An 18,190-nucleotide genomic window follows, 5' to 3' on the forward strand; every position below is an offset into this window, starting at 1 on the left:
TTGATTTTTGGCACGCTGTTGAGTTCTCAAGGAACGGACGCTTCCTTCGTACTCACCCTCACCGGGCTTTCCTCCGGGCTTTTCCCTTCGGTCTTTCGTGTTTCCAGCTTAGCAGATTCGTTTTCCGTTTCTGCCACCCGCTGGAGCGGGTTTCCGGGGCCGGAATTCGCTTTCGCGCTTTCCGTTCCCGGCGGGTTCAAACATTACCAGGCTTTCTCGGTCCCCCTGACCACGTCCCGCTGCGAGCACGCAGAGGTGTAGACCACTGGGGTTAGGATCTGGCTTGGCAGGTGCTGCCGACCCGCGACTCAAGGCCGCATGGGGGTCGAGCAGAAGTACGACAGTACATCCCACCGCCAGAGGAGGCAAATCGTTGCTGGTGGTCCCTAGCTCCGCCCAACTGGTACGTCTCGTGCGGAACCGGGACTTCTCATGACATACGCTTCTGAACAGTACGCCGTCCAGGACAGGTAGTGACGGCGCCACACCATCTCCGCCCCTGGGAGGCTTCCCATGACAACCGTGACGTCGCCGCTTGCCGGACGCGCCATCGGTCTCGCCGCAGTTCCCGACCCGGTCTTCTCCGGTGCGATGGTCGGTCCCGGTACCGCCATCGATCCCGTACGCGAGCCCTCCGAGGTCGTCTCGCCCGTCGACGGGGTCATCGTGTCCATGCACCCGCACGCCTTCGTCGTCGTCGACGGCGAGGGACACGGTGTGCTGACCCATCTCGGCATCGACACCGTCCAGCTCAACGGGCAGGGCTTCGAGCTGCTCGTGAACAAGGGGGACACCGTGACGCGCGGACAGGCCGTCGTGCGCTGGAACCCGGCCGAGGTCGAGGCCGCCGGCAAGTCCCCCATCTGTCCCGTCGTGGCCCTGGAGGCCACCGCGGACTCCCTTTCCGAGGTCGCCGAGGAAGGCGACGTGAAGGCCGGCGACCACCTCTTCGCCTGGAGCTGAGCCGGTCCGTCCGCTGTGACGACCGCGAGTTCGACATTCAACGCGGCGGCCGGGGCCGTCGCTCAATCGGAGACGGGTGAGATGGAGACAACGCTGCGAGGCGTCGGCGTCAGCCACGGAGTGGCGATCGGCGAGGTCCGGCACATGGGCACCGCGGTCCTGGAACCGCCGGCCAAGTCGATTCCGGCCGAGGAGGCGGAGCGCGAACAGGGGCGCGCCCGTCAGGCCGTGGAAGCGGTGGCCGCCGACCTGGTCGCCCGGGGCAACCTCGCCGGCGGCGAGGCCCAGGCGGTGCTGGAGGCCCAGGCGATGATCGCTCAGGACCCGGAACTCATCGCCGACGTCGACCGCCGGATCGCGGTCGGCAGCACGGCCGAGCGCGGCGTCTACGACGCCTTCTCGCACTACCGGGAGCTGCTCGCCGGGGCCGGCGAGTACATGGCGGGCCGGGTCGCCGACCTGGACGACGTGCGGAACCGGATCGTCGCGCGGCTGCTCGGCGTACCGATGCCGGGCGTGCCGGACAGTGACGAGCCCTACGTCCTGATCGCGCGGGACCTGGCGCCCGCCGACACGGCGCTGCTCGACCCGGCCCTCGTGCTCGGGTTCGTGACCGAGGAGGGCGGGCCGACCAGCCACAGCGCGATCCTCGCGCGGGCGCTGGGCGTGCCGGCCATCGTGGCGCTGCCGGGCGCGGGCGAGCTGGCCGAGGGCACGCTCATCGCGGTCGACGGTTCCACCGGGGAGCTCTTCGTGGACCCGAGCGAGGAGAAGAAGGCGGCGCTGACCGCGGCCGCCGCCGAGCGCAAGGCGGCCCTGACCGCATCCACCGGGCCGGGCGCGACCTCGGACGGGCACAAGGTGCCGCTGCTCGCCAACGTCGGCGGCCCGGCGGACGTGCCGGCGGCGGTGGAGGCCGGTGCGGAGGGTGTCGGCCTGTTCCGTACGGAGTTCCTCTTCCTGGACGACAGCGGGAAGGCTCCCTCCGAGGAGAAGCAGGTCGACGCCTACCGCAAGGTCCTGGAGGCGTTCCCCGAGGGCCGGGTGGTCGTGCGGGTGCTCGACGCCGGCGCCGACAAGCCGCTGGACTTCCTGACGCCGGCGGACGAGCCGAACCCGGCGCTCGGCGTGCGGGGGCTGCGGTCGCTGCTCGACCACCCGGAGGTGCTGCGGACCCAGCTGACCGCGCTGGCGAAGGCGGCCGAGGGGCTGCCGGTCTACCTCGAGGTCATGGCGCCGATGGTGGCCGACCGTACGGACGCGAAGGCGTTCGCCGACGCGTGCCGCGAGGCGGGGCTGCGGGCGAAGTACGGCGCGATGGTCGAGATCCCGTCGGCCGCGCTGCGGGCGCGCTCGATCCTCCAGGAGGTCGAGTTCCTGTCGCTCGGTACCAACGACCTGGCGCAGTACACCTTCGCGGCCGACCGGCAGGTCGGCGCGGTGTCCCGGCTCCAGGACCCGTGGCAGCCGGCGCTGCTCGACCTGGTGGCGCTGTCCGCCGAGGCGGCCAAGGCCGAGGGCAAGAGCTGTGGTGTCTGCGGCGAGGCCGCCTCGGACCCGCTGCTGGCGTGTGTGCTGACGGGTCTGGGGGTCACCTCCCTCTCGATGGGCGCGGCGTCGATCCCGTACGTGCGGGCGACGCTGGCCAAGTACTCGCTGGCGCAGTGCGAGCGGGCCGCCGCCGCGGCGCGGACCGCGGACACGGCGCACGGCGCGCGGCTGGCCGCCCAGGCGGTGCTGTCCGGAGAGTGATCTCCCGGGTGGACGACGAAGGGGCTTTCCGTCACGGAGGTGGCGGGGAGCCCCTTCGTCGTGGGCGGGGTCAGTGGTGGGCGGTCCAGTCGTCCCCGGGGTCGGGGGCGAGGGGGAAGCCGGCACGGTACTCGACCCCGGGCTCCGGGGAGAGGGGTTCTCCCGTGCGGGCGTCGGTGCAGTAGGCGGAGAAGACCTCGGCCTCGGTGAGGGGGGTCAGGGTGCCGTCGGTGAGGCGCCAGCCGTGGAGCCGGTCCGGGGCACCGGGGGCGGTGGTGCGCAGGACGACTCCGCCGGGTGCCGCGAGGGCGATGCCGGTGGCGAGCACGGCGGTGAACTCCGCGGCGGGGGCGGTCGCCGCGGTGTCCTCCGGCGGCACGGTGCCGTCGCCGCGGAGGACGGCGAGGAGCTGGTCGTCGGCGGCGGAGACGCTGCAGACGAGATGGTGGACCCCCGCCCCGGCGGCTTCGAGGAGGCGGACGAGCATGCGCGCGGCGCGTTCGTAGGCGGCTTCCCCGATGTCCTCGCCGCAGCTCGCGCAGTCGCCGGCGGTGGCGAGGACGGTGGTGGCGTACTCCCAGGTGGCCTGGCGGACGGCGGTGTCGACGAGTTCGGGGAGGAGGGCGGTGAGGGGCTGTCCGGTGTAGGTGACGTGGGCGCCGATGGCGGCGAGGTGGGCGGTGAAGCAGCTGCGGCTCGCGGGGAGGTCGGGGTCGATGCCGGTCTCGGCGCACCAGGCCGCGTACTCCTCGGGGTCGAAGAGGGCGACGGTCGTGTGTCCGCCCCGGGTGGCGAGGGTCCTGAGAAGGGACTCGACCTCGCGGAGGTAGGTGAGGTGGTCGTCGAAGGTGAAGGTGCGGTAGCGCCGCATGGCCGCGAAGTCCCGCTCGTCGGCGAGGAGGCCGACGGTACTGGGGATCTCTCGGCGCAGTGCGCGGCGGAGGCTCGCCGTGGTGGTTCCGGTCCGTGTCATGTCTCCCCCTGGTGACGGTCCGATCAGTTCTCACTCACCGTAACCTTCGCCACTGACAGTGACGATCCGGAGAGGTGTCGGCGGACGAGGCGGTTCTGTGCGGCGGCGGTGGCGACGAGGGCGGCGCCGAGGAAGGGCCAGGCGAAGGGGCCGGCGGAGACGAGACCGGTCATGAGGAGGGGGCCCGCGAAGCGCTGGGTGGACTGGGCGAGGCCGTGGACTCCGAGGTAGGCGCCCTGGGCGTCGTCGGGGGCGAGGGCGACGGAGATCTCCCAGGAGGCGATGGTGTGGATCATTTCGGCGAAGGTGAGGGCGACGGCCGCGGTGATCAGGGCGGTGACGGCCAGGGTGCGGCCGCCGAGGGCGGAGGCGCAGACCGCGAGGGTGCCGACGGCGAAGAGGACCGCGAGGGGGGCGAGCAGGCGGCGGGCGGCGTCGGTGGTGGCGCCGAAGCGGGAGAGCGGTACCTGGAAGAGCACGACGAGGGCGCTGTTGGCGACCAGGAGGAGCGGGGCGAGGCCCACGGGGGCGTCGGTGGCGTGGACGATCCAGAGCGGCAGGGCGACCTGGAGGATCGAGTCATGGAGGAAGAAGACGCCCTCCCCCGCCGTGAAGGCGAGGAAGCTCCGGTCGCGCCAGGGGCTGGGGGGCGTGGTGGCGGGGGCGGTGCCGGTACCGGTGGAGGCGGCGGCTACGCGGGAGGCGGGGGCGGGAGGTTCGGCGCAGCGGAGGGTGAGAGCCGCCATGACCAGGTAGGAGAGGGCGTCGCCGACGAGCAGGAGCTGGAAGGCGGTGGTGGAGCCGACGGCGAGCGCCGCCGCCGCCCCGAGGCCGCCGAGGGTCCAGCCGATGTTGGCGGTGGTGCGGTTGATGGCCTGGTAGCGGACGCGTTCGGGGCCGGCGACACGGGCGGCGTAGAGCTTGGTGAGGACGTTGGTGGCGCGGTCGGGGAGGGCTCCGGCGGCGGAGAAGAGGACGAGGAGGAGGTAGTGGTCGGTGGTGAGGAGGGCCAGGAGGGCAGCGGCGCGCAGGAGTTGGGCGCAGATGATGACGCGGACCAGGGGGAAGCGGTCGGCGAGGCGTCCGCCGAGCGGGGCGCCGGCGATGCCCGCCGCGCCGGAGAGGGCGACGAGGAGGCCGACCTGGCCGAGCCCGAGGCCCGTGACGTAGGTGAAGTAGAGGGCCATGGCGGTGGACCAGAGTCCGGTGCCGCACTTGTCGATGAAGCCGACGAGGAGCATGCGGCGGCCGTCCGCGCCGCCGGGGACGCGGTCCTTGAAGGGGGTCCTGGGTGCGGGAAGCGTCCGGGCGGGTCGGGTGGTACGGCTCATGGGTCCCCCTGGGGTGCGCGGCGTCCCGTCGCGGTGGTTCGCGCGGGGCGCCTTGCGCCTACGTTTGTATCGATACATAATGCTTTACGTGACAGCACAATATGTGATCGAAGGCGTCACGGCCAAGGGGATCGCCGCATCCGTGGAGCGGGGCGTGACCGAGGGCCGGCTCGCACCGGGGAACGCGCTGCCGCCGGTGCGGCGGCTCGCGGACGAGTTGGGGGTCAGTCCGGGGACCGTCGCCACGGCCTACAAGGAGCTGCGGCGGCGGGGCCTGGTCGTCACCCGGGGCCGGGGCGGGACGGTGGTGGCCGAGGCGCCGTCGGTGACCTCCCGGCGTCCCCCGCGCGTCCCGGAGGGCCTGGTGGACCTCGCCGGCGGGCACCCGGACCCGGACTTCCTCCCCGTACTGCGGCCGCCGGCGGCCGTCGCCCCCGTGTACGGCTCCCACCGCGCCTCGCCCCGCCTCGCGTCCCTCGAAGCCCTGACCCGGGCGTGGTTCGAGCGCGACGGGGTGCCCGCGCGGCACGTGACGTTCGCGCACGGGGCGCTCGACTGCGTCGCACGTCTGCTCTCGACGGAGCTGCGGCCCGGGGACGCCGTGGCCGTGGAGGACCCTGGCTTCCATCACCTGCTCGACCTGGTGCCCGCGCTCGGGCTGCGGACGGTGCCGGTGGCGGTGGACGGCGAGGGGCTCGTACCGGAGTCGCTGCGGAGGGCGCTGCGGAGCGGGGCGCGCGCGGTGGTGTGCAGCCCCCGGGGCCAGTGTCCGACCGGGGCGTTCTTCACCCGGTCGCGGCGGGACGCGCTGGTGGCGGTGGTGCGGGAGTTCCCCGACGTGCTCGTCGTCGAGGACGACCACAACGCCGAGATCGGCGGGGTCGCCGCGCACACGCTCGCCGCGGCCGGGCTCGACCGGTGGGCGCAGGTGCGGACGGTGTCGAAGCACCTCGGGATCGACCTGCGGTGGGCCGGGGTCGCGTGCGACGCGGTGACCCTGGCGCGGCACGACGGCCGGATGCTGATGACGTCGGGCTGGGTCAGTCACGTCCTCCAGGAGACCGTGGCCGGCCTGTTCACCGACGGGGCGGTGCGCGCGCTGGTGGCGGCCGGCGAGGAGGCGTACGCGGAGCGGCGCGCGGCGCTGATCGGCGCGCTCGGCACGTACCGGATCCGGGCGGTCGGCGCGAGCGGGCTGAACGTGTGGGTGCCGGTGCGGGACGAGTCCGCCGTGGTCAACGGGCTGCGGACGCGGGGCTGGTGGGTGGCAGCGGGGGCGCGGTTCCGGATCGCGGCCCCGCCCGCGGTGCGGATCACGACGGCGACGCTCGCACCCTCCGACGCGGCACGGCTCGCGGCGGACTTCGCGGAGGTCCTGGGTGACGGGCAGGCGACGTACGGGGGGTGAGGCCCGGGGGACGGGGCGCGTACGGAGGGAGGGTGGAGTTCACCGGAGCCGGGCCGGGGCCGCTCCGACGGCTTCCGGCCGCATTGATGTGGTCTCGACCATTGCCCTCCGGCCCGGCCGTGAAGGAAGCTGCTCGCCGGGCACCGGATCATCACGGCCGGAGTGCCTGCCACCGGAACAGGAAGGCAGCAACACACCCATGCGCAAAGTGATTTCGACCCTGAGCCTGACCGGCCTGATGGCCGCGGCCGCCCTGACGCTCGCCCCGTCCGCCCAGGCCGCCGGGTACGTCTACGTCGGCATGTACCCGAGCGCCGCCGCCTGCGACGCGGCCGGACAGGGGTACGTGGCCCGGGGCCAGGCGGTCGGCTACTTCTGTGACGCCACCCCCACCACGGCCCGCCTGTCCATCTGGGTCTGACCGGTCCCACCGGTCCGGGCGCCGGCGCGCCCGGAACCGGTGGCCGGCCCGTCCGGACGAACCCTCTAGCCCCGGCGGTTGGCGGCCAGCGTCTCGTAGAAGTGGAGGAGGCCGAGGTCGTCGACCGAGCCGGCGTTGACGGCCTTGGCCAGGGGGGTGCCCTGGAGGAGGCGCTTGACCGGGACCTCGATGCGCTTGCCGGTGAGGGTGTGCGGGACGCCCGGGACCTCGATGATCTCGTCGGGGACGTGGCGCGGCGAGAGTTCGGCGCGGATGGTCCGCTTGATGCGGTCGACCAGTTCGGCGTCGAGGGCGGCGCCCTCCGCCAGGTGGACGAAGAGCGGCATCCAGTAGCCGCCGTCCGGCTCCTCCAGGCCGATGACCAGGGACTCGCGGATCTCCGGGAGGCGTTCCACGGCCTCGTAGATGTCGGCGCTCCCCATGCGGACGCCCTGCCGGTTGAGGGTGGAGTCGGAGCGTCCGTGGATGACGACCGAACCGTGGTCGGTGATCGTGATCCAGTCGCCGTGGCGCCACGCGCCCGGGAACATCTCGAAGTAGCTGTCGCGGTAGCGGCTGCCGTCGGGGTCGTTCCAGAAGTGGATCGGCATGGACGGCATGGGGTTGGTGACGACGAGTTCGCCGACCTCGCCGACGACGGGCCTGCCGGAGGGGTCCCATGCCTGGAGGTCGGTGCCGAGACCGGCCGCCTGGAGTTCGCCGACGTGGACCGGGAGAGTGGGGACGGCTCCGGCGAAGCAGGAGCAAACGTCCGTGCCGCCGCTGACGGAGGCGATCCAGAGGTTCTCGCGGACCTCGTCGTGGAGCCAGCGGAAGCCGTCGGGGGGCAGCGGGGAGCCGGTGGTGGCGACGCACTTCACGGCCGAGAGGTCGAAGTCCCGGCCGGGGTGCACGTCCGCCTTGGCGCAGGCCATCACGTACGCGGCGGAGGTGCCGTACAGGGTGGCGCGGGTGCGTTCGGCGACGCGCCACTGGGCGGCGGTGTCGGGGTGACCGGGGCTGCCGTCGTACAGGACGATCGTCGTTCCGGTGAGCAGGCCGGAGACGAGGAAGTTCCACATCATCCAGCCGGTGGAGGTGTACCAGAAGAACACGTCGTCGGGGCCGAGGTCGCAGTGGAGGCCCAGCTGCTTGACGTGCTCGACGAGGATGCCGCCCTGGGACTGGACGATGGCCTTCGGCAGGCCGGTGGTGCCGGAGGAGTACAGGACCCACAGGGGGTGGGAGAAGGGGACCTGCTCGTAGACCGGTTCGGCGTCGGAGGCGACCAGGTCGTCCCAGGCGAGGGTCCCTTCGGGGGCCGGGGTGCCCAGGAGCGGGACGTGGACGACCGCGCGGAGGGTCGGGAGTTCGGCGCGCAGTTCGGCGGCGGTGTCGCGGCGGTCGTGCTCCTTGCCGCCGTAGCGGTAGCCGTCGACGGTGAAGAGGACGACCGGCTCGACCTGCTGGAAGCGGTCGAGGACGCTGCGGGCACCGAAGTCCGGGGCGCAGGAGGTCCACACGCCGCCGACGGCGGCGGTGGCGAGGAGGGCCACGACGGACTGCGGGACGTTGGGCAGGTAGCCGCTGACCCGGTCGCCGGGGCGTACGCCGAGGGCGCGCAGTTCGGCGGCCAGGGAGCCGACCTGGCGGCGGAGCTCGGCCCAGGTGACCGGTGTGGGCTCATGTGTCTCGTCCACATGGAGCAGGGCCGTGTCGTGGGGGCGCTCGTCGGCGGTGCGCAGGGCGTGCTCGGCGTAGTTGAGGGTGGCCCCGCGGAACCAGTCGGCGCCGGGCATCGAGCGGTCGCCCAGGACCCGCTCGTACGGGGTGGAGAAGCGGATGCCGAACCATTCGACGACCGCCCGCCAGAACGCTTCGAGTTCCTCGACCGACCAGCGGTGGAGCGCCGGGTACCCTCCCCCGGCCGGGGCGCCGTGGTGTTCGGCGGCCCAGGACTGGAAGCGGGTGACGGCGGCCGTGGCGATGCGTTCCTCGTCCGGCTGCCAGAGCGGCTCGGTCTGCGCTGATGTCATGGGGCGGCTCCCTGGCTGTACGCGGGGTCTGCGTGTGTCCCGCGCACGTGCTGGGGTGTGCGCGTGACACGGCTGACAGGACGATGCCATGTGATCGTCTTTCGCACCAGGTCTGCCCGCCCATGGTCGGCCGGTTGAACATGTGCCCCCACCACGGGTGAACGGCGGCTGAACGGAGCTTCCGGTGCCTCCGGCGGATGGCAGGGTGAGCTGCATGAACGGTCGTGGACTGCTGCGTTCGGTGAAGGTGTTCGGTTCCGCGGGGGGCCTGCGGGCGGTGCGCTCGGTGTGGCGGCCGCGTCGTACGGACGCGTGGGGGCTGCCGCTCCGGGGGGCGGAGCGGGCCCGGGTGCCGGGGCCCGCGACGGCGGCGGAGCCCGCGCCGGGCGGCGGGACGATCCGGTTCGCGCGGTCGTCGCTGCGCCTGTGTGTGTCGGCGGGCGGCACGGTCTTCTGGGGGTGGGACGGCGCCGGGCCGCTGCCCTCGTACGCCCTGGCCGGCGGGACGCCCGAGCCGGACCCCCGGGCGTCCCTGGAGCCGGACACGGACGGCGGGTGGCGGATCGTGTCGGAACGGGTGACGGTGGCGGTCTCCCGGTACGGGGCGGTGGAGATCCGCACGCCGGGCGGGCTGATGCTCCGGCGGGACCTGCCGCCGCGCTGGTGGGAGCCCGTGGCGGACGGGGGCGCCCCGGGGGCTCCGGAGGGCGCCGGGACCGCGCGCTGGGCGCAGCGCAGCGAGGTCCCGGCCGACGCGCGCTTCTTCGGGCTGGGCGGACGGCCGGACGGCCCCCGGCTGCGGGACGGCTCGTACCGGCTGTGGAACACGGCGGCCTCCGGCGGCGAACCGCCGTCCGTCACCATGCCGGTGCAGTTCGTGGTCTCGGACGCCGGTACGCACCTGGCGTTCCACGACAACTCCTGGGACGGCCGGGTCACCCTGGCGGAGGGTGAGGAGGGTGCCGGGTCCGGGCACGACCGGCCGGGTACCGGCGAGCTCCGGATGGAGGGCGGCCCGCTGCGCTGCTGGGTGGTGGTCGGCACCCCCGCGCGCGTGCTGCACGGCTGGGCGGCGCTGACGGGCGCGCCCGCGCTCCCGCCGTCCTGGGCGCTCGGCCCGCAGTACGCGCGCGGGGGGCCGGGCGGCACGGCGGAGGCGTTGAGGGCGGTGGACGAGTACCGGGAGCGGGGCCTGCCGCTCTCCGCCGTCCATCTGGACGACGGGGAGCGGCAAGGCGGAGGGCGGGACGGGGGCCGGCGGCGGCTCCCCGGTCCGCGCGATCCGGCCGGGCTCGCGGCGGAGCTGCGGGAGCGGGACGTACGGCTGGTGCCGGTCGTGGTTCCGGCGGTGCGGGCGGAGCCCGGGAACCCGGTGTACGACGGCGGGCGCGCGGTGGACGCCTTCGTCCGGGGTGCCCGGGGCGGGGAGGTCCTCGGGACGGCGCGGACGGGCGCGTGCGCCTACCCGGACTTCACCGATCCGTCGGTGCGGGAGTGGTGGGGCGGGTTGTGCGGGGAGCGGCTCCGGCAGGGCTGCTCCGGGGTGGCGTACGACCGGAACGAGCCGTCCCGTCCCGTCCCGTCCGGCGACCCGGCGCTGCCGCGTTCGGCGCGGCACGCGCTGGACGGCCGGGGCGGCGACCACCGGGAGGCGCACAACGTGTACGGCCTGACGATGGCGCGGGCCGGGTACGAGGGGCTGTGCCGGGCGCGGCCCGGGGAGCGGCCCTTCGTGCTCTCGCGTTCCGGCTGGGCGGGCATGCAGCGGTACGGGGGCACCTGGGCGGACGGCACGCCGGCGGGGTGGCCGGGGCTGCGCGCCTCGCTCGCCCTGGTCCTGGGGCTCGGACTGTGCGGGGTGCCGTACGCGGGTCCCCTCGCGGGCGGTCCCGGTGACGGGCCGTCGCCGGAGCTGTTCCTGCGCCAATACCAGCTGGCGGCGTGGCTCCCGCTGTTCGGCACGCGGGCGGGGGACGGCCCCGGTCCGCGCGAGCCGTGGGAGTACGGGCCCGAGGTCCTGGAGCACGCGCGCGCGGCGCTGGCCGAACGCGAGCGGCTGCGGCCGTACTTCGTCACCCTGGCGCGGCTCGCCCGGGCGACGGGCGCGCCGTACGTCCGGCCGGTGTGGTGGGGGACGCCGGAGGACCGGGCGCTGCGGGACTGCGAGGACGCGTTCCTGCTCGGCGACTCGCTGCTCGTGGCACCGGTCCTGACGCGCGGTGCCGACCGGCGGGCGGTACGGCTGCCGCGCGGACGCTGGTACGACACGGCGACGGGGCGGGCGTACGAGGGGCCCGGGCAGGTGTTGCTCGACGCGCCGCTGTCGCGGGTGCCGGTCCTCGCCAGGGCCGGTGCGGTGCTTCCGGTGCGGGACGGGGACGCCGGGCTCGCCCTGGAGGTGTGGGCGCCCGCCGAGGGGCGGACGGGCGGGGGGCTCGTCGTACGGGACACGGGGGACGGCTGGGAGCCGGCCGGGATGGAGCGGTACCAGTCGCGCAGGTCGGACGGCCGGGTGGTGGTGGAGCGGGTGACGGGCGACGGGGTGGAGGCGGCGGGGCTGCCGGTGCGGGTGCGGGGGCTCTGACGGACCGGCGCGGGGCCCGCCGGGTCCGTGCCCCCTTCCGCCGGCGCGGGGAGCCCGGCGCACGGGGCCCCGCGTCCACCGGGCGGGTCCGAGCGGGCGGCGGTACGAGCCCGGGTGCGCGGCGCGGGCCGGGCGCGTCCCCGGTCCGCCTTCCCTCAGCCGTACTCTCCCGCGAACCACTTCCGCACCGCCTCCGTGTGGAGCGGGAAGGCCAGTTCCTCCGGGCCCCTGAGCAGGTGGTGGCCGTGGGTCTCGTCCGTCGGGGCCGGGGCGGGGAGGGCGGCGGCCGGGCGGGACGGGAGGAGGCCGAAGAGGAGGAGGTGGCCGGCGGGCGAGCTCATCGCGTCGGCGAGGCGGACCTCTTCCGCGACGGCCCCGATGCCGGTCTCCTCGCGCAGTTCGCGGACGACGGCGGTCCGCCAGTCCTCGCCGTGGTCGATGAAGCCGCCGGGAAGCGCCACCCCGCCCCGGTGGGGCTCGATGGCGCGGGTGATGACGACGAGGCCCGTGCCGTCCGCGTCCGCGGCGGGCAGGAGGGCGACGGCGACGGGCAGCGGATTGCGGTGGGCGGTGTGGCCGCAGCGCGGACAGGTGCGGGGCCAGGACGCGCCGGACGGATACGGCGCACCGCAGGAGGAGCAGTGGGAGTCCTTCACCGTCCGACCGTACGCGATCGCCCTTTCCCGGCGCCGCCGGAACTGATAGACGGTGTTCATGACAGGACTGACAGGACTGACAGGACCGGCGAAGCTCGCTTCCGCCCTCCGTACCCTCGCCGTCACGGCCGCCGCCGGACTGCTCGCCGTCACCGGCTCCGTCGCGGCCTCCGCTCCCCCGGCCTCGGCCGCGCCCGAGCCGAAGGCGCCGCGGGAGTTCGTGGCCCTCTCCTCCGTCGATCCGACGATCCTCCAGGAGATGCGCTACGCGACGGCGCACAACTTCGTGGGCGAGCGGGTGGACGGTTACCGGCAGCCGCTGTGCGTCCTGACCCGGCCGGCGGCGGAGGCGCTGCGCCGGGCGCAGACGCGGCTGCTCGCCCGGGGCTACACGCTGAAGGTGTACGACTGCTACCGGCCGCAGCGGGCCGTCGACCACTTCGTGCGGTGGGCGAAGGACCCGGAGGACGAGCGGATGAAGGAGGAGTTCTATCCGCGGGTCGACAAGTCGAGGCTGTTCGCGGACGGTTACATCGCGGAGAAGTCCGGGCACAGCCGGGGTTCGACGGTGGACCTGACGATCGTGCGGCTGCCGGCGCGGCCCACGCGCGCGTACCGGCCGGGCGAGCGGCTGGTGGAGTGCTACGCGCCGAAGGAGGAGCGCTTCCCCGACGACTCCGTGGACATGGGGACGGGTTACGACTGCTTCGACACCCTCTCGCACACCGACGACCCGCGGGTCACGGGCGAGCAGCGGGCGAACCGGCAGCTGCTCAGGGGGGTGCTCGCCGAGCAGGGGTTCGTGAACCTGCCGGAGGAGTGGTGGCACTTCACGTTCAAACCGGAGCCGTTCCCGGACACGTTCTTCGACTTCCCGGTGGCGCGGCGGTCGGTGGCCGGGCACTGAGCCCCCGGTGGAGGGTCCCCGGCCGGGGACCCTCCACCGGGGTCAGGAGGTGGCGGCCGCGTGGGCGCGGTCCGCGAGGACGAGGGCGTTCTCGACGACCGCCACGAGGACGTTCTTCACGGACTCCCGGTCCCGGGCGTCGCACATCAGCAGCTCCACCTCGGGGTCGAGGTCGAGCGCGCCGCGCACGCTCTCGGCGGGGAACCGCTGGGCGCCCTCGAAGCAGTTGACGGCCACCGTGAAGGGGATGCCGCGCCGCTCGAAGTAGTCGATGGCGGCGAAGCTGTCCTCCAGGCGGCGGGTGTCCGCGAGGACGACCGCGCCCAGGGCCCCCTGGGCCAGCTCGTCCCAGAGGAACCAGAAGCGGTCCTGGCCCGGGGTGCCGAACAGGTACAGGACGAGGTCCTCGCGGAGGGTGATGCGGCCGAAGTCCATGGCGACGGTGGTGGTCGTCTTGGCCTCGACGCCGTGCAGGTCGTCGACGGGCCGTCCCGCCTCGCTGAGGACCTCCTCGGTCCGCAGGGGCCTGATCTCGCTGACCGCGCCCACCAGCGTCGTCTTGCCGACCCCGAACCCGCCGGCGACGAGGATCTTCAGGGTCACCGGTTCGACGAAGGGCTTGGTGCGGCTAGAGCGCCCGAAGGCCATTGATCACCTCGCGGAGGATGTTCACATCCGGCAGCTCGGCCGGCGGAACGGGGCGGGTCACATGGACGAGTTCGTCCTCGACGAGGTCGCCGACGAGGACCCGGACCACCCCTACGGGGAGGTCGAGTCCGGCGGCGAGCTCGGCGATCGACTGGGGCTGCGCGGAGCAGCGTTCGACGATCTCCACGTGTTCCGGGGAGAGCGTCTGGTCCCGGCCGGGGTCTTCGGCGGCGGGTTCGGGAACGACCAGCGCGATCAGGTCGAGCCGGTGGCGGGTGGCGGCGCTCGTCCGGCCGCGGGTCATCGCGTACGGGCGGACCACCGGCCCGGCCTCGTCGTCGAACCAGTGGTGGGGGCGCGGGTCGTGCCCCACCGCCGGCCGGTTCCGTTCGGCTTCGTCACTCATGCCGTCCCACTCACCCTCCCGAGGGCAGTCCGGTCCGGGGGGCCGTCGCGAGGTGGGCCCCGACCCGCTTCACCATCAGCGTCATCTCGTAGGCGACCTGGCCGACGTCGGAGTCGGCGTCCGCGAGCACCGCCAGGCAGCTGCCGTCCCCGGCGGCCGTGACGAAGAGGAAGGCGTCCTCCAGCTCGACGACCGTCTGGCGCACCGCGCCCGCCTCGAAGTGGCGGCCGACGCCCTTGGCCAGGCTGTGGAAGCCGGAGGCGACGGCGGCCAGGTGCTCACCGTCCTCGCGGGTCAGGTCCTGGGAGGCGCCGGTGGGAAGGCCGTCGCCGGAGAGCACCAGGGCCTTCCGGATGGAGCCGACGCGCTGGACGAGTTCGTCGAGGAGCCAGTTCAGTTCGCCGTTTCCGGAGGTCGTGCTGGGTGCTGCGGCGTTCGGTGCGGTCATCGACCGTCCCCCTCGGGTGTCGTTCCTGGTGCTGTCGGGTCGTCAGGGCCGGTGGTGTGCCGTCGTCCGCGCTGCCATCCGCGCTGCATGGCGGCCATCCGGGCACGGACCTCCTCGGCGTCGCGTTCGAAGGGGTCCGGTCCGCCGGGCGCGGACCCGGTGGCCGCGCGGGCGGCTTCGGCACCGCCCGCCGGGCGGTCGTCCGCGCGCAGCTGGGGCGCGAGGCTGGCCTGGCGGACGCGGCGGGGCAGCCCGTCGAAGGGGACCGGCGCCTCCGGCGGCGCGGGGTCCTCCGGCCGTACGGAGCGGCCTTCCGGGCGGGCGGGCTCCCCGGGGGGTACGGGCCCTTCCGGCCGCGCGGGGCCCCGCGGCGGTACGGGCCGCCGCGACGGCACGGGGACGAGGGCGGGGCCGTCCGCGCCGTCGGCGGCGGGGTGCGACCGGCCGGAAAGCGGGTGGACGCCGTCCGTCGCGGGGCGGGCGCGGTCGGGGGACGGGCCGGGGCCGTCCGGGGCCGGGCGGGTGCGGTCGGGCCCGTCGACGCGGCGGCCGTGGTCCGCGACGAGGGTGGGGACGCGGCGGCGCGGCAGCGGTACGGAGCGGTGGCCGGACGCGCCCTCCCCGGCGTGGCCGTCGGCCCGGTCCCGGGCCTGCTCGTGCTGCTCGCCGGGGGCGGCGCGGCGGCTCCGGGGCCTGAACAGGCCGCCGCGCTCGCTCTCGGTGTCGAGGAGGTCCGCGGACCGGTCGAGGAGCGCGTCGAACCCGTCGCCGCCGAGCGGGGCCTCCAGCTCGACGGGGCCGTCGACGGGGCCGGGCGCGTCGGTGACGTCGGGGACCCTGGCGAGCGCCGGGCGCCGGGTGGGCAGGGCGGTGGTGCCGCCGTCGGCGCGGGGCCCCTTGCGGTCGAGCCGGAAGCCGGCGCCCTCCGTCTCGGGCGCGTCGGTGAGCAGCGCGGCCGGGATGAAGACGACCGCGGTGGTCCCCCCGTACGGCGAGGTCTGGAGCGAGACCCGGACGTTCTGGCGCTGGGCGAGGCGGCTGACCACGAAGAGGCCGAGACGGTCGGTGTCCGAGAGTTCGAAATCGGGGGTCTCGGCGAGGCGGAGGTTGGCGTCGAGCAGGGCGTCGGGGTTCATGCCGAGGCCCCGGTCGTGGATCTCCAGGGTGAAGCCGTTGGCGACCCGCTCGCCGAGGACCTGGACGGCGGTGTGCGGGGGCGAGAAGACGGTGGCGTTCTCGAGGAGTTCGGCGACGAGGTGGGTGAGGTCCGCGACGGCGGAGCCGCCCACGCCGAGGCGGGGCAGCCGGCGCACCTCGATCCGCTCGTAGTCCTCGACCTCGGCGACGGCGGCGCGGACGACGTCCATGAGCTGGACGGGCTTGCGCCACTGACGGGAGGGGGCGGCGCCGGACAGGATGACCAGGCCCTCGGCGTGCCGGCGCATGCGGGTGGTGAGGTGGTCGAGCCGGAAGAGGTCGGCCAGCTCGTCGGTGTCCTCGGTGCGCCGCTCCATGGTGTCGAGGAGGGTGAGCTGGCGGTGGAGGAGGACCTGGTTGCGGCGGGCGAGGTTGACGAAGACCTCGGAGACCCCGCGGCGCAGCTCCGCCTGCTTGACGGCGGCCTCGACGGCGGCGCGCTGGAGGGTGTTGAGGGCCTGGCCGACCTGGCCGACCTCGTCCTCGCCGTAGCGCAGGTGGGGCACTTCGGTGGTGACGTCGACCTGTTCGCCGGCGGCGAGCCTGCGCATGACGCTGGGCAGCCGTACGCCGGAGACCTCCTGGGCCTCCTTCTGGAGGCGGCGCAGGTCGCGGACGAGCCGGCGGCCGATGCGGACGGAGATGAAGACCGAGGCGAGCAGGGCGAGGAAACCGAGGACGCCGGCGATGCCGACCTTGAGGAGGACGCTGTACGCGGCGGGCCGGACGCGGTCCTGGTAGCGGTCGCCGGCGGCGGTGTCCTCGCGGGCGAGGACGTCGAGGACGGGGTTCGCCCTCTCCTGCCAGCGGGCGGCGGTGACGGCGCGCGGGCTGTCGGTGGGGCCCTGTTCGACGAGGGCGTTCTCGGCGGTGCGCAGCGGCAGGGTCTCGGGGCCGCGCCAGAACGTCTCGAAGCGGCCGCGCTCGGCGGCGGGCAGGAGTTCGAGGTTGATCTCGTAGAGCTGCCGGCGGTTGGCGACGAGGTCGGTCATCGCGCGTATCTCCTGCGCGGTGACGCGGTCCGCGACGAGTGCGGAGAGCACGAGGGCGTCCTCGCGGGAGAGCAGTTCGCGGGCGCGGGTGACGCCGACGAGGGCGCGGGCCTGCTTGTCCATCTCCACGTTCTCCAGGGCGTGGAGGGTGAGGAGGAAGTTGTGGCAGGGGTCGACGAGCCGGTTGTAGAAGTCGAGGGCCTGCATGCGGCCGACGCTGCGCTGTTCCACGGAGCGGCGGAGCGGTTCGAGGCCGTCGAACGCTTCGAGGAGGGTGTTCAGGCGCTGGGTGGTGACGGGCCGCATCTCCTCGCGGACGCCGGGGTCGGCGGCGTTGGCGCGGACGCGGTCGATCTGCCGGTCGGTGGCCCGGCGGGCGTCGCGCAGGGAGTCGAGGGCCTCGGAGCCCCGGGGGTCGGCGAGGTAGACGAGCGACTGCCGGCGTTCGAGCTGGATGACCCGGGCGGTGTCCTCCAGGGGGTGGCCGACCTTGTCGACGATGTAGCCGACGTCGAGGAGCTGGTCGGCCTCGCGGCCCGTGAGGACCGTGGCGAAGCCCCACAGTCCGGTGAGGGAGACGAGGGGGACGAGCAGCAACGCCACGATCTTCCTGCGGATGGACTTCCCGCGAAAGCGCATGGCCTCCCCCAGCTCGGTCCCCGCGCGTCACGAGGGCCCTTCACGTTCGTGACGTCCCGCGTCGGGACGCGGCGTCGACCTTGAGTTCCAACAAACGGCGGCGCGAGCCTACTACTGCATCACGGCCGTTCCGTAGGCGTCTCCGGGCTATTTTCAGCCTGCCGAGTGAGCGGCGATCATGAGATGTCCTGCTATCCGGGTAGGCGGGGTCGGCCACTGTGGCGCAGGACACCTGGTGGGACAATGTCTCCACCGGTATGCGGAGATGGCTGGAATTACGCGTTCCGGTCGTCCGGGGGCCGCGTTGTCCCCGGAGGGGGCGAAACCTTTTCCCTCTGCCGCACGTCCATGGGTAGGGGGGTTCCGTCCGCGTAAAGGCGCTCGCAACGGGCAGCCGTCCCTGGAGTCGTTCAGCGGTGGGGAGTGACAGGACAATGGAACACGAGGCGCGGCCGTCGGGGCAGTTGTGGGTGGAGGACGAGCGGGGACGGCGGCGCATGCCCGACCCGGTGCGCGACGCCGCCGTACGGGCCGTGATGATCACGTCGGTGACCCTCGTCCAGGCGGTGGTGGCGTTCTTCTGCAGTCTCGCGGGCTCGTGGCTGGCCTTTCCGGTCACCCTCACCGCGGTGGCCTCGACGATCGTGGCCACCTGGAGCGTCCTGGACATCTGGATCACCCGTCAGGTGTGGCGCCAGCGCAACGGCGTGGTGTCGGAGCCGAGCAGCACGGCGCGTCCGGCGCCGCGACCCCGGCGCGGCGAGGGCCGGGCGGAGTCGGCGCCGCTGTCCGAAGCGGCCTGAGACGACCCGGGCGAGCGGACCGGGAC

16 protein-coding genes are annotated in these 18,190 nt (G+C 74.1%); 8 read left to right on the plus strand and 8 right to left on the minus strand.

Going from position 1 to position 18,190, the window contains the following annotated elements:
- The 3 genes from ACZ6AQ_RS27995 to ptsP all read left to right on the plus strand — a co-directional run.
- Positions 1 to 261, plus strand: a 261-nt coding sequence (locus tag ACZ6AQ_RS27995; RefSeq protein ID WP_468763463.1) for a hypothetical protein, incomplete at its 5' end; no start/stop codon positions are given.
- A 252-nt stretch (positions 262 to 513) separates the two neighbouring features.
- Positions 514 to 963, plus strand: coding sequence for a PTS sugar transporter subunit IIA (locus ACZ6AQ_RS28000; protein WP_388700366.1), 450 nt, complete (start codon positions 514 to 516; stop codon positions 961 to 963).
- Positions 964 to 1,044: 81 nt separating this feature from the next.
- Positions 1,045 to 2,715, plus strand: coding sequence for a phosphoenolpyruvate--protein phosphotransferase (gene ptsP, locus ACZ6AQ_RS28005; protein WP_468763464.1), 1,671 nt, complete (start codon positions 1,045 to 1,047; stop codon positions 2,713 to 2,715).
- Between the two features lie 70 nt (positions 2,716 to 2,785).
- Here the strand turns inward: ptsP and ACZ6AQ_RS28010 are convergent, their stop codons facing one another.
- Positions 2,786 to 3,688, minus strand: a complete 903-nt coding sequence (locus tag ACZ6AQ_RS28010; protein ID WP_468763466.1) for a hypothetical protein — start codon at positions 3,686 to 3,688, stop codon at positions 2,786 to 2,788.
- 23 nt (positions 3,689 to 3,711) lie between these two features.
- Positions 3,712 to 5,019: an MFS transporter gene (locus ACZ6AQ_RS28015; protein WP_468763467.1), complete on the minus strand. Its 1,308-nt coding sequence runs from the start codon at positions 5,017 to 5,019 to the stop codon at positions 3,712 to 3,714.
- Positions 5,020 to 5,107: 88 nt separating this feature from the next.
- Here ACZ6AQ_RS28015 and ACZ6AQ_RS28020 point away from each other — a divergent pair, with 88 nt between their 5' ends.
- Positions 5,108 to 6,427 (plus strand): GntR family transcriptional regulator, encoded by a 1,320-nt coding sequence (locus ACZ6AQ_RS28020; protein WP_468763469.1) that lies wholly within the window; start codon positions 5,108 to 5,110, stop codon positions 6,425 to 6,427.
- Between the two features lie 199 nt (positions 6,428 to 6,626).
- Entirely contained in the window at positions 6,627 to 6,848 is a 222-nt protein-coding gene (locus ACZ6AQ_RS28025) for a hypothetical protein (protein WP_468763471.1), read from the plus strand.
- A 65-nt stretch (positions 6,849 to 6,913) separates the two neighbouring features.
- Here the strand turns inward: ACZ6AQ_RS28025 and ACZ6AQ_RS28030 are convergent, their stop codons facing one another.
- On the minus strand, positions 6,914 to 8,884 hold the full coding sequence (locus ACZ6AQ_RS28030) for an acetoacetate--CoA ligase (RefSeq protein ID WP_468763472.1): 1,971 nt from the start codon (positions 8,882 to 8,884) through the stop codon (positions 6,914 to 6,916).
- Between the two features lie 214 nt (positions 8,885 to 9,098).
- On the opposite strand from ACZ6AQ_RS28030, the gene ACZ6AQ_RS28035 reads away from it, so the two are divergent.
- Entirely contained in the window at positions 9,099 to 11,468 is a 2,370-nt protein-coding gene (locus ACZ6AQ_RS28035; protein WP_468763474.1) for a glycoside hydrolase family 31 protein, read from the plus strand.
- A gap of 155 nt (positions 11,469 to 11,623) precedes the next feature.
- Here the strand turns inward: ACZ6AQ_RS28035 and ACZ6AQ_RS28040 are convergent, their stop codons facing one another.
- Positions 11,624 to 12,184, minus strand: coding sequence for an NUDIX domain-containing protein (locus ACZ6AQ_RS28040; protein WP_468763476.1), 561 nt, complete (start codon positions 12,182 to 12,184; stop codon positions 11,624 to 11,626).
- On the opposite strand from ACZ6AQ_RS28040, the gene ACZ6AQ_RS28045 reads away from it, so the two are divergent.
- Positions 12,183 to 13,031: a M15 family metallopeptidase gene (locus ACZ6AQ_RS28045; RefSeq protein WP_468763478.1), complete on the plus strand. Its 849-nt coding sequence runs from the start codon at positions 12,183 to 12,185 to the stop codon at positions 13,029 to 13,031. The two genes, ACZ6AQ_RS28040 and ACZ6AQ_RS28045, sit on opposite strands and share 2 nt — an antisense overlap.
- Before the next feature lie 42 nt (positions 13,032 to 13,073).
- Here the strand turns inward: ACZ6AQ_RS28045 and ACZ6AQ_RS28050 are convergent, their stop codons facing one another.
- From ACZ6AQ_RS28050 to ACZ6AQ_RS28065, 4 genes are read right to left on the minus strand one after another with little or no spacing between them, the layout of a single operon-like run.
- Positions 13,074 to 13,679: a GTP-binding protein gene (locus tag ACZ6AQ_RS28050; protein ID WP_388698722.1), complete on the minus strand. Its 606-nt coding sequence runs from the start codon at positions 13,677 to 13,679 to the stop codon at positions 13,074 to 13,076.
- A complete protein-coding gene (locus ACZ6AQ_RS28055; RefSeq protein ID WP_468763479.1) occupies positions 13,660 to 14,085 on the minus strand; it encodes a DUF742 domain-containing protein in 426 nt (141 codons plus the stop codon). The genes ACZ6AQ_RS28050 and ACZ6AQ_RS28055 overlap by 20 nt, the downstream gene beginning before the upstream one ends.
- Positions 14,086 to 14,095: 10 nt before the next feature.
- Positions 14,096 to 14,533, minus strand: a complete 438-nt coding sequence (locus ACZ6AQ_RS28060; protein WP_468763481.1) for a roadblock/LC7 domain-containing protein — start codon at positions 14,531 to 14,533, stop codon at positions 14,096 to 14,098.
- Positions 14,530 to 17,361 (minus strand): sensor histidine kinase, encoded by a 2,832-nt coding sequence (locus ACZ6AQ_RS28065; RefSeq protein WP_468763483.1) that lies wholly within the window; start codon positions 17,359 to 17,361, stop codon positions 14,530 to 14,532. The genes ACZ6AQ_RS28060 and ACZ6AQ_RS28065 overlap by 4 nt, the downstream gene beginning before the upstream one ends.
- A 434-nt stretch (positions 17,362 to 17,795) precedes the next feature.
- On the opposite strand from ACZ6AQ_RS28065, the gene ACZ6AQ_RS28070 reads away from it, so the two are divergent.
- Positions 17,796 to 18,164: a hypothetical protein gene (locus tag ACZ6AQ_RS28070; RefSeq protein WP_468763485.1), complete on the plus strand. Its 369-nt coding sequence runs from the start codon at positions 17,796 to 17,798 to the stop codon at positions 18,162 to 18,164.
- Positions 18,165 to 18,190 lie beyond the last annotated feature (26 nt).

It is taken from the genome of Streptomyces sp. NPDC041191 (genome assembly GCF_055591945.1).

Bases quoted from the DNA above. Each gene is read 5' to 3' on its own strand.
- ACZ6AQ_RS28000 (WP_388700366.1), top strand. From the start codon at position 514: ATGACAACCGTGACGTCGCCGCTTGCCGGACGCGCCATCGGTCTCGCC.
- ptsP (WP_468763464.1), top strand. From the start codon at position 1,045: ATGGAGACAACGCTGCGAGGCGTCGGCGTCAGCCACGGAGTGGCGATC.
- ACZ6AQ_RS28010 (WP_468763466.1), bottom strand. From the start codon at position 3,688: ATGACACGGACCGGAACCACCACGGCGAGCCTCCGCCGCGCACTGCGC.
- ACZ6AQ_RS28015 (WP_468763467.1), bottom strand. From the start codon at position 5,019: ATGAGCCGTACCACCCGACCCGCCCGGACGCTTCCCGCACCCAGGACC.
- ACZ6AQ_RS28025 (WP_468763471.1), top strand. From the start codon at position 6,627: ATGCGCAAAGTGATTTCGACCCTGAGCCTGACCGGCCTGATGGCCGCG.
- ACZ6AQ_RS28030 (WP_468763472.1), bottom strand. From the start codon at position 8,884: ATGACATCAGCGCAGACCGAGCCGCTCTGGCAGCCGGACGAGGAACGC.
- ACZ6AQ_RS28035 (WP_468763474.1), top strand. From the start codon at position 9,099: ATGAACGGTCGTGGACTGCTGCGTTCGGTGAAGGTGTTCGGTTCCGCG.
- ACZ6AQ_RS28045 (WP_468763478.1), top strand. From the start codon at position 12,183: ATGACAGGACTGACAGGACTGACAGGACCGGCGAAGCTCGCTTCCGCC.
- ACZ6AQ_RS28040 (WP_468763476.1), bottom strand. From the start codon at position 12,184: ATGAACACCGTCTATCAGTTCCGGCGGCGCCGGGAAAGGGCGATCGCG.
- ACZ6AQ_RS28050 (WP_388698722.1), bottom strand. From the start codon at position 13,679: ATGGCCTTCGGGCGCTCTAGCCGCACCAAGCCCTTCGTCGAACCGGTG.
- ACZ6AQ_RS28055 (WP_468763479.1), bottom strand. From the start codon at position 14,085: ATGAGTGACGAAGCCGAACGGAACCGGCCGGCGGTGGGGCACGACCCG.
- ACZ6AQ_RS28060 (WP_468763481.1), bottom strand. From the start codon at position 14,533: ATGACCGCACCGAACGCCGCAGCACCCAGCACGACCTCCGGAAACGGC.
- ACZ6AQ_RS28065 (WP_468763483.1), bottom strand. From the start codon at position 17,361: ATGCGCTTTCGCGGGAAGTCCATCCGCAGGAAGATCGTGGCGTTGCTG.
- ACZ6AQ_RS28070 (WP_468763485.1), top strand. From the start codon at position 17,796: ATGGAACACGAGGCGCGGCCGTCGGGGCAGTTGTGGGTGGAGGACGAG.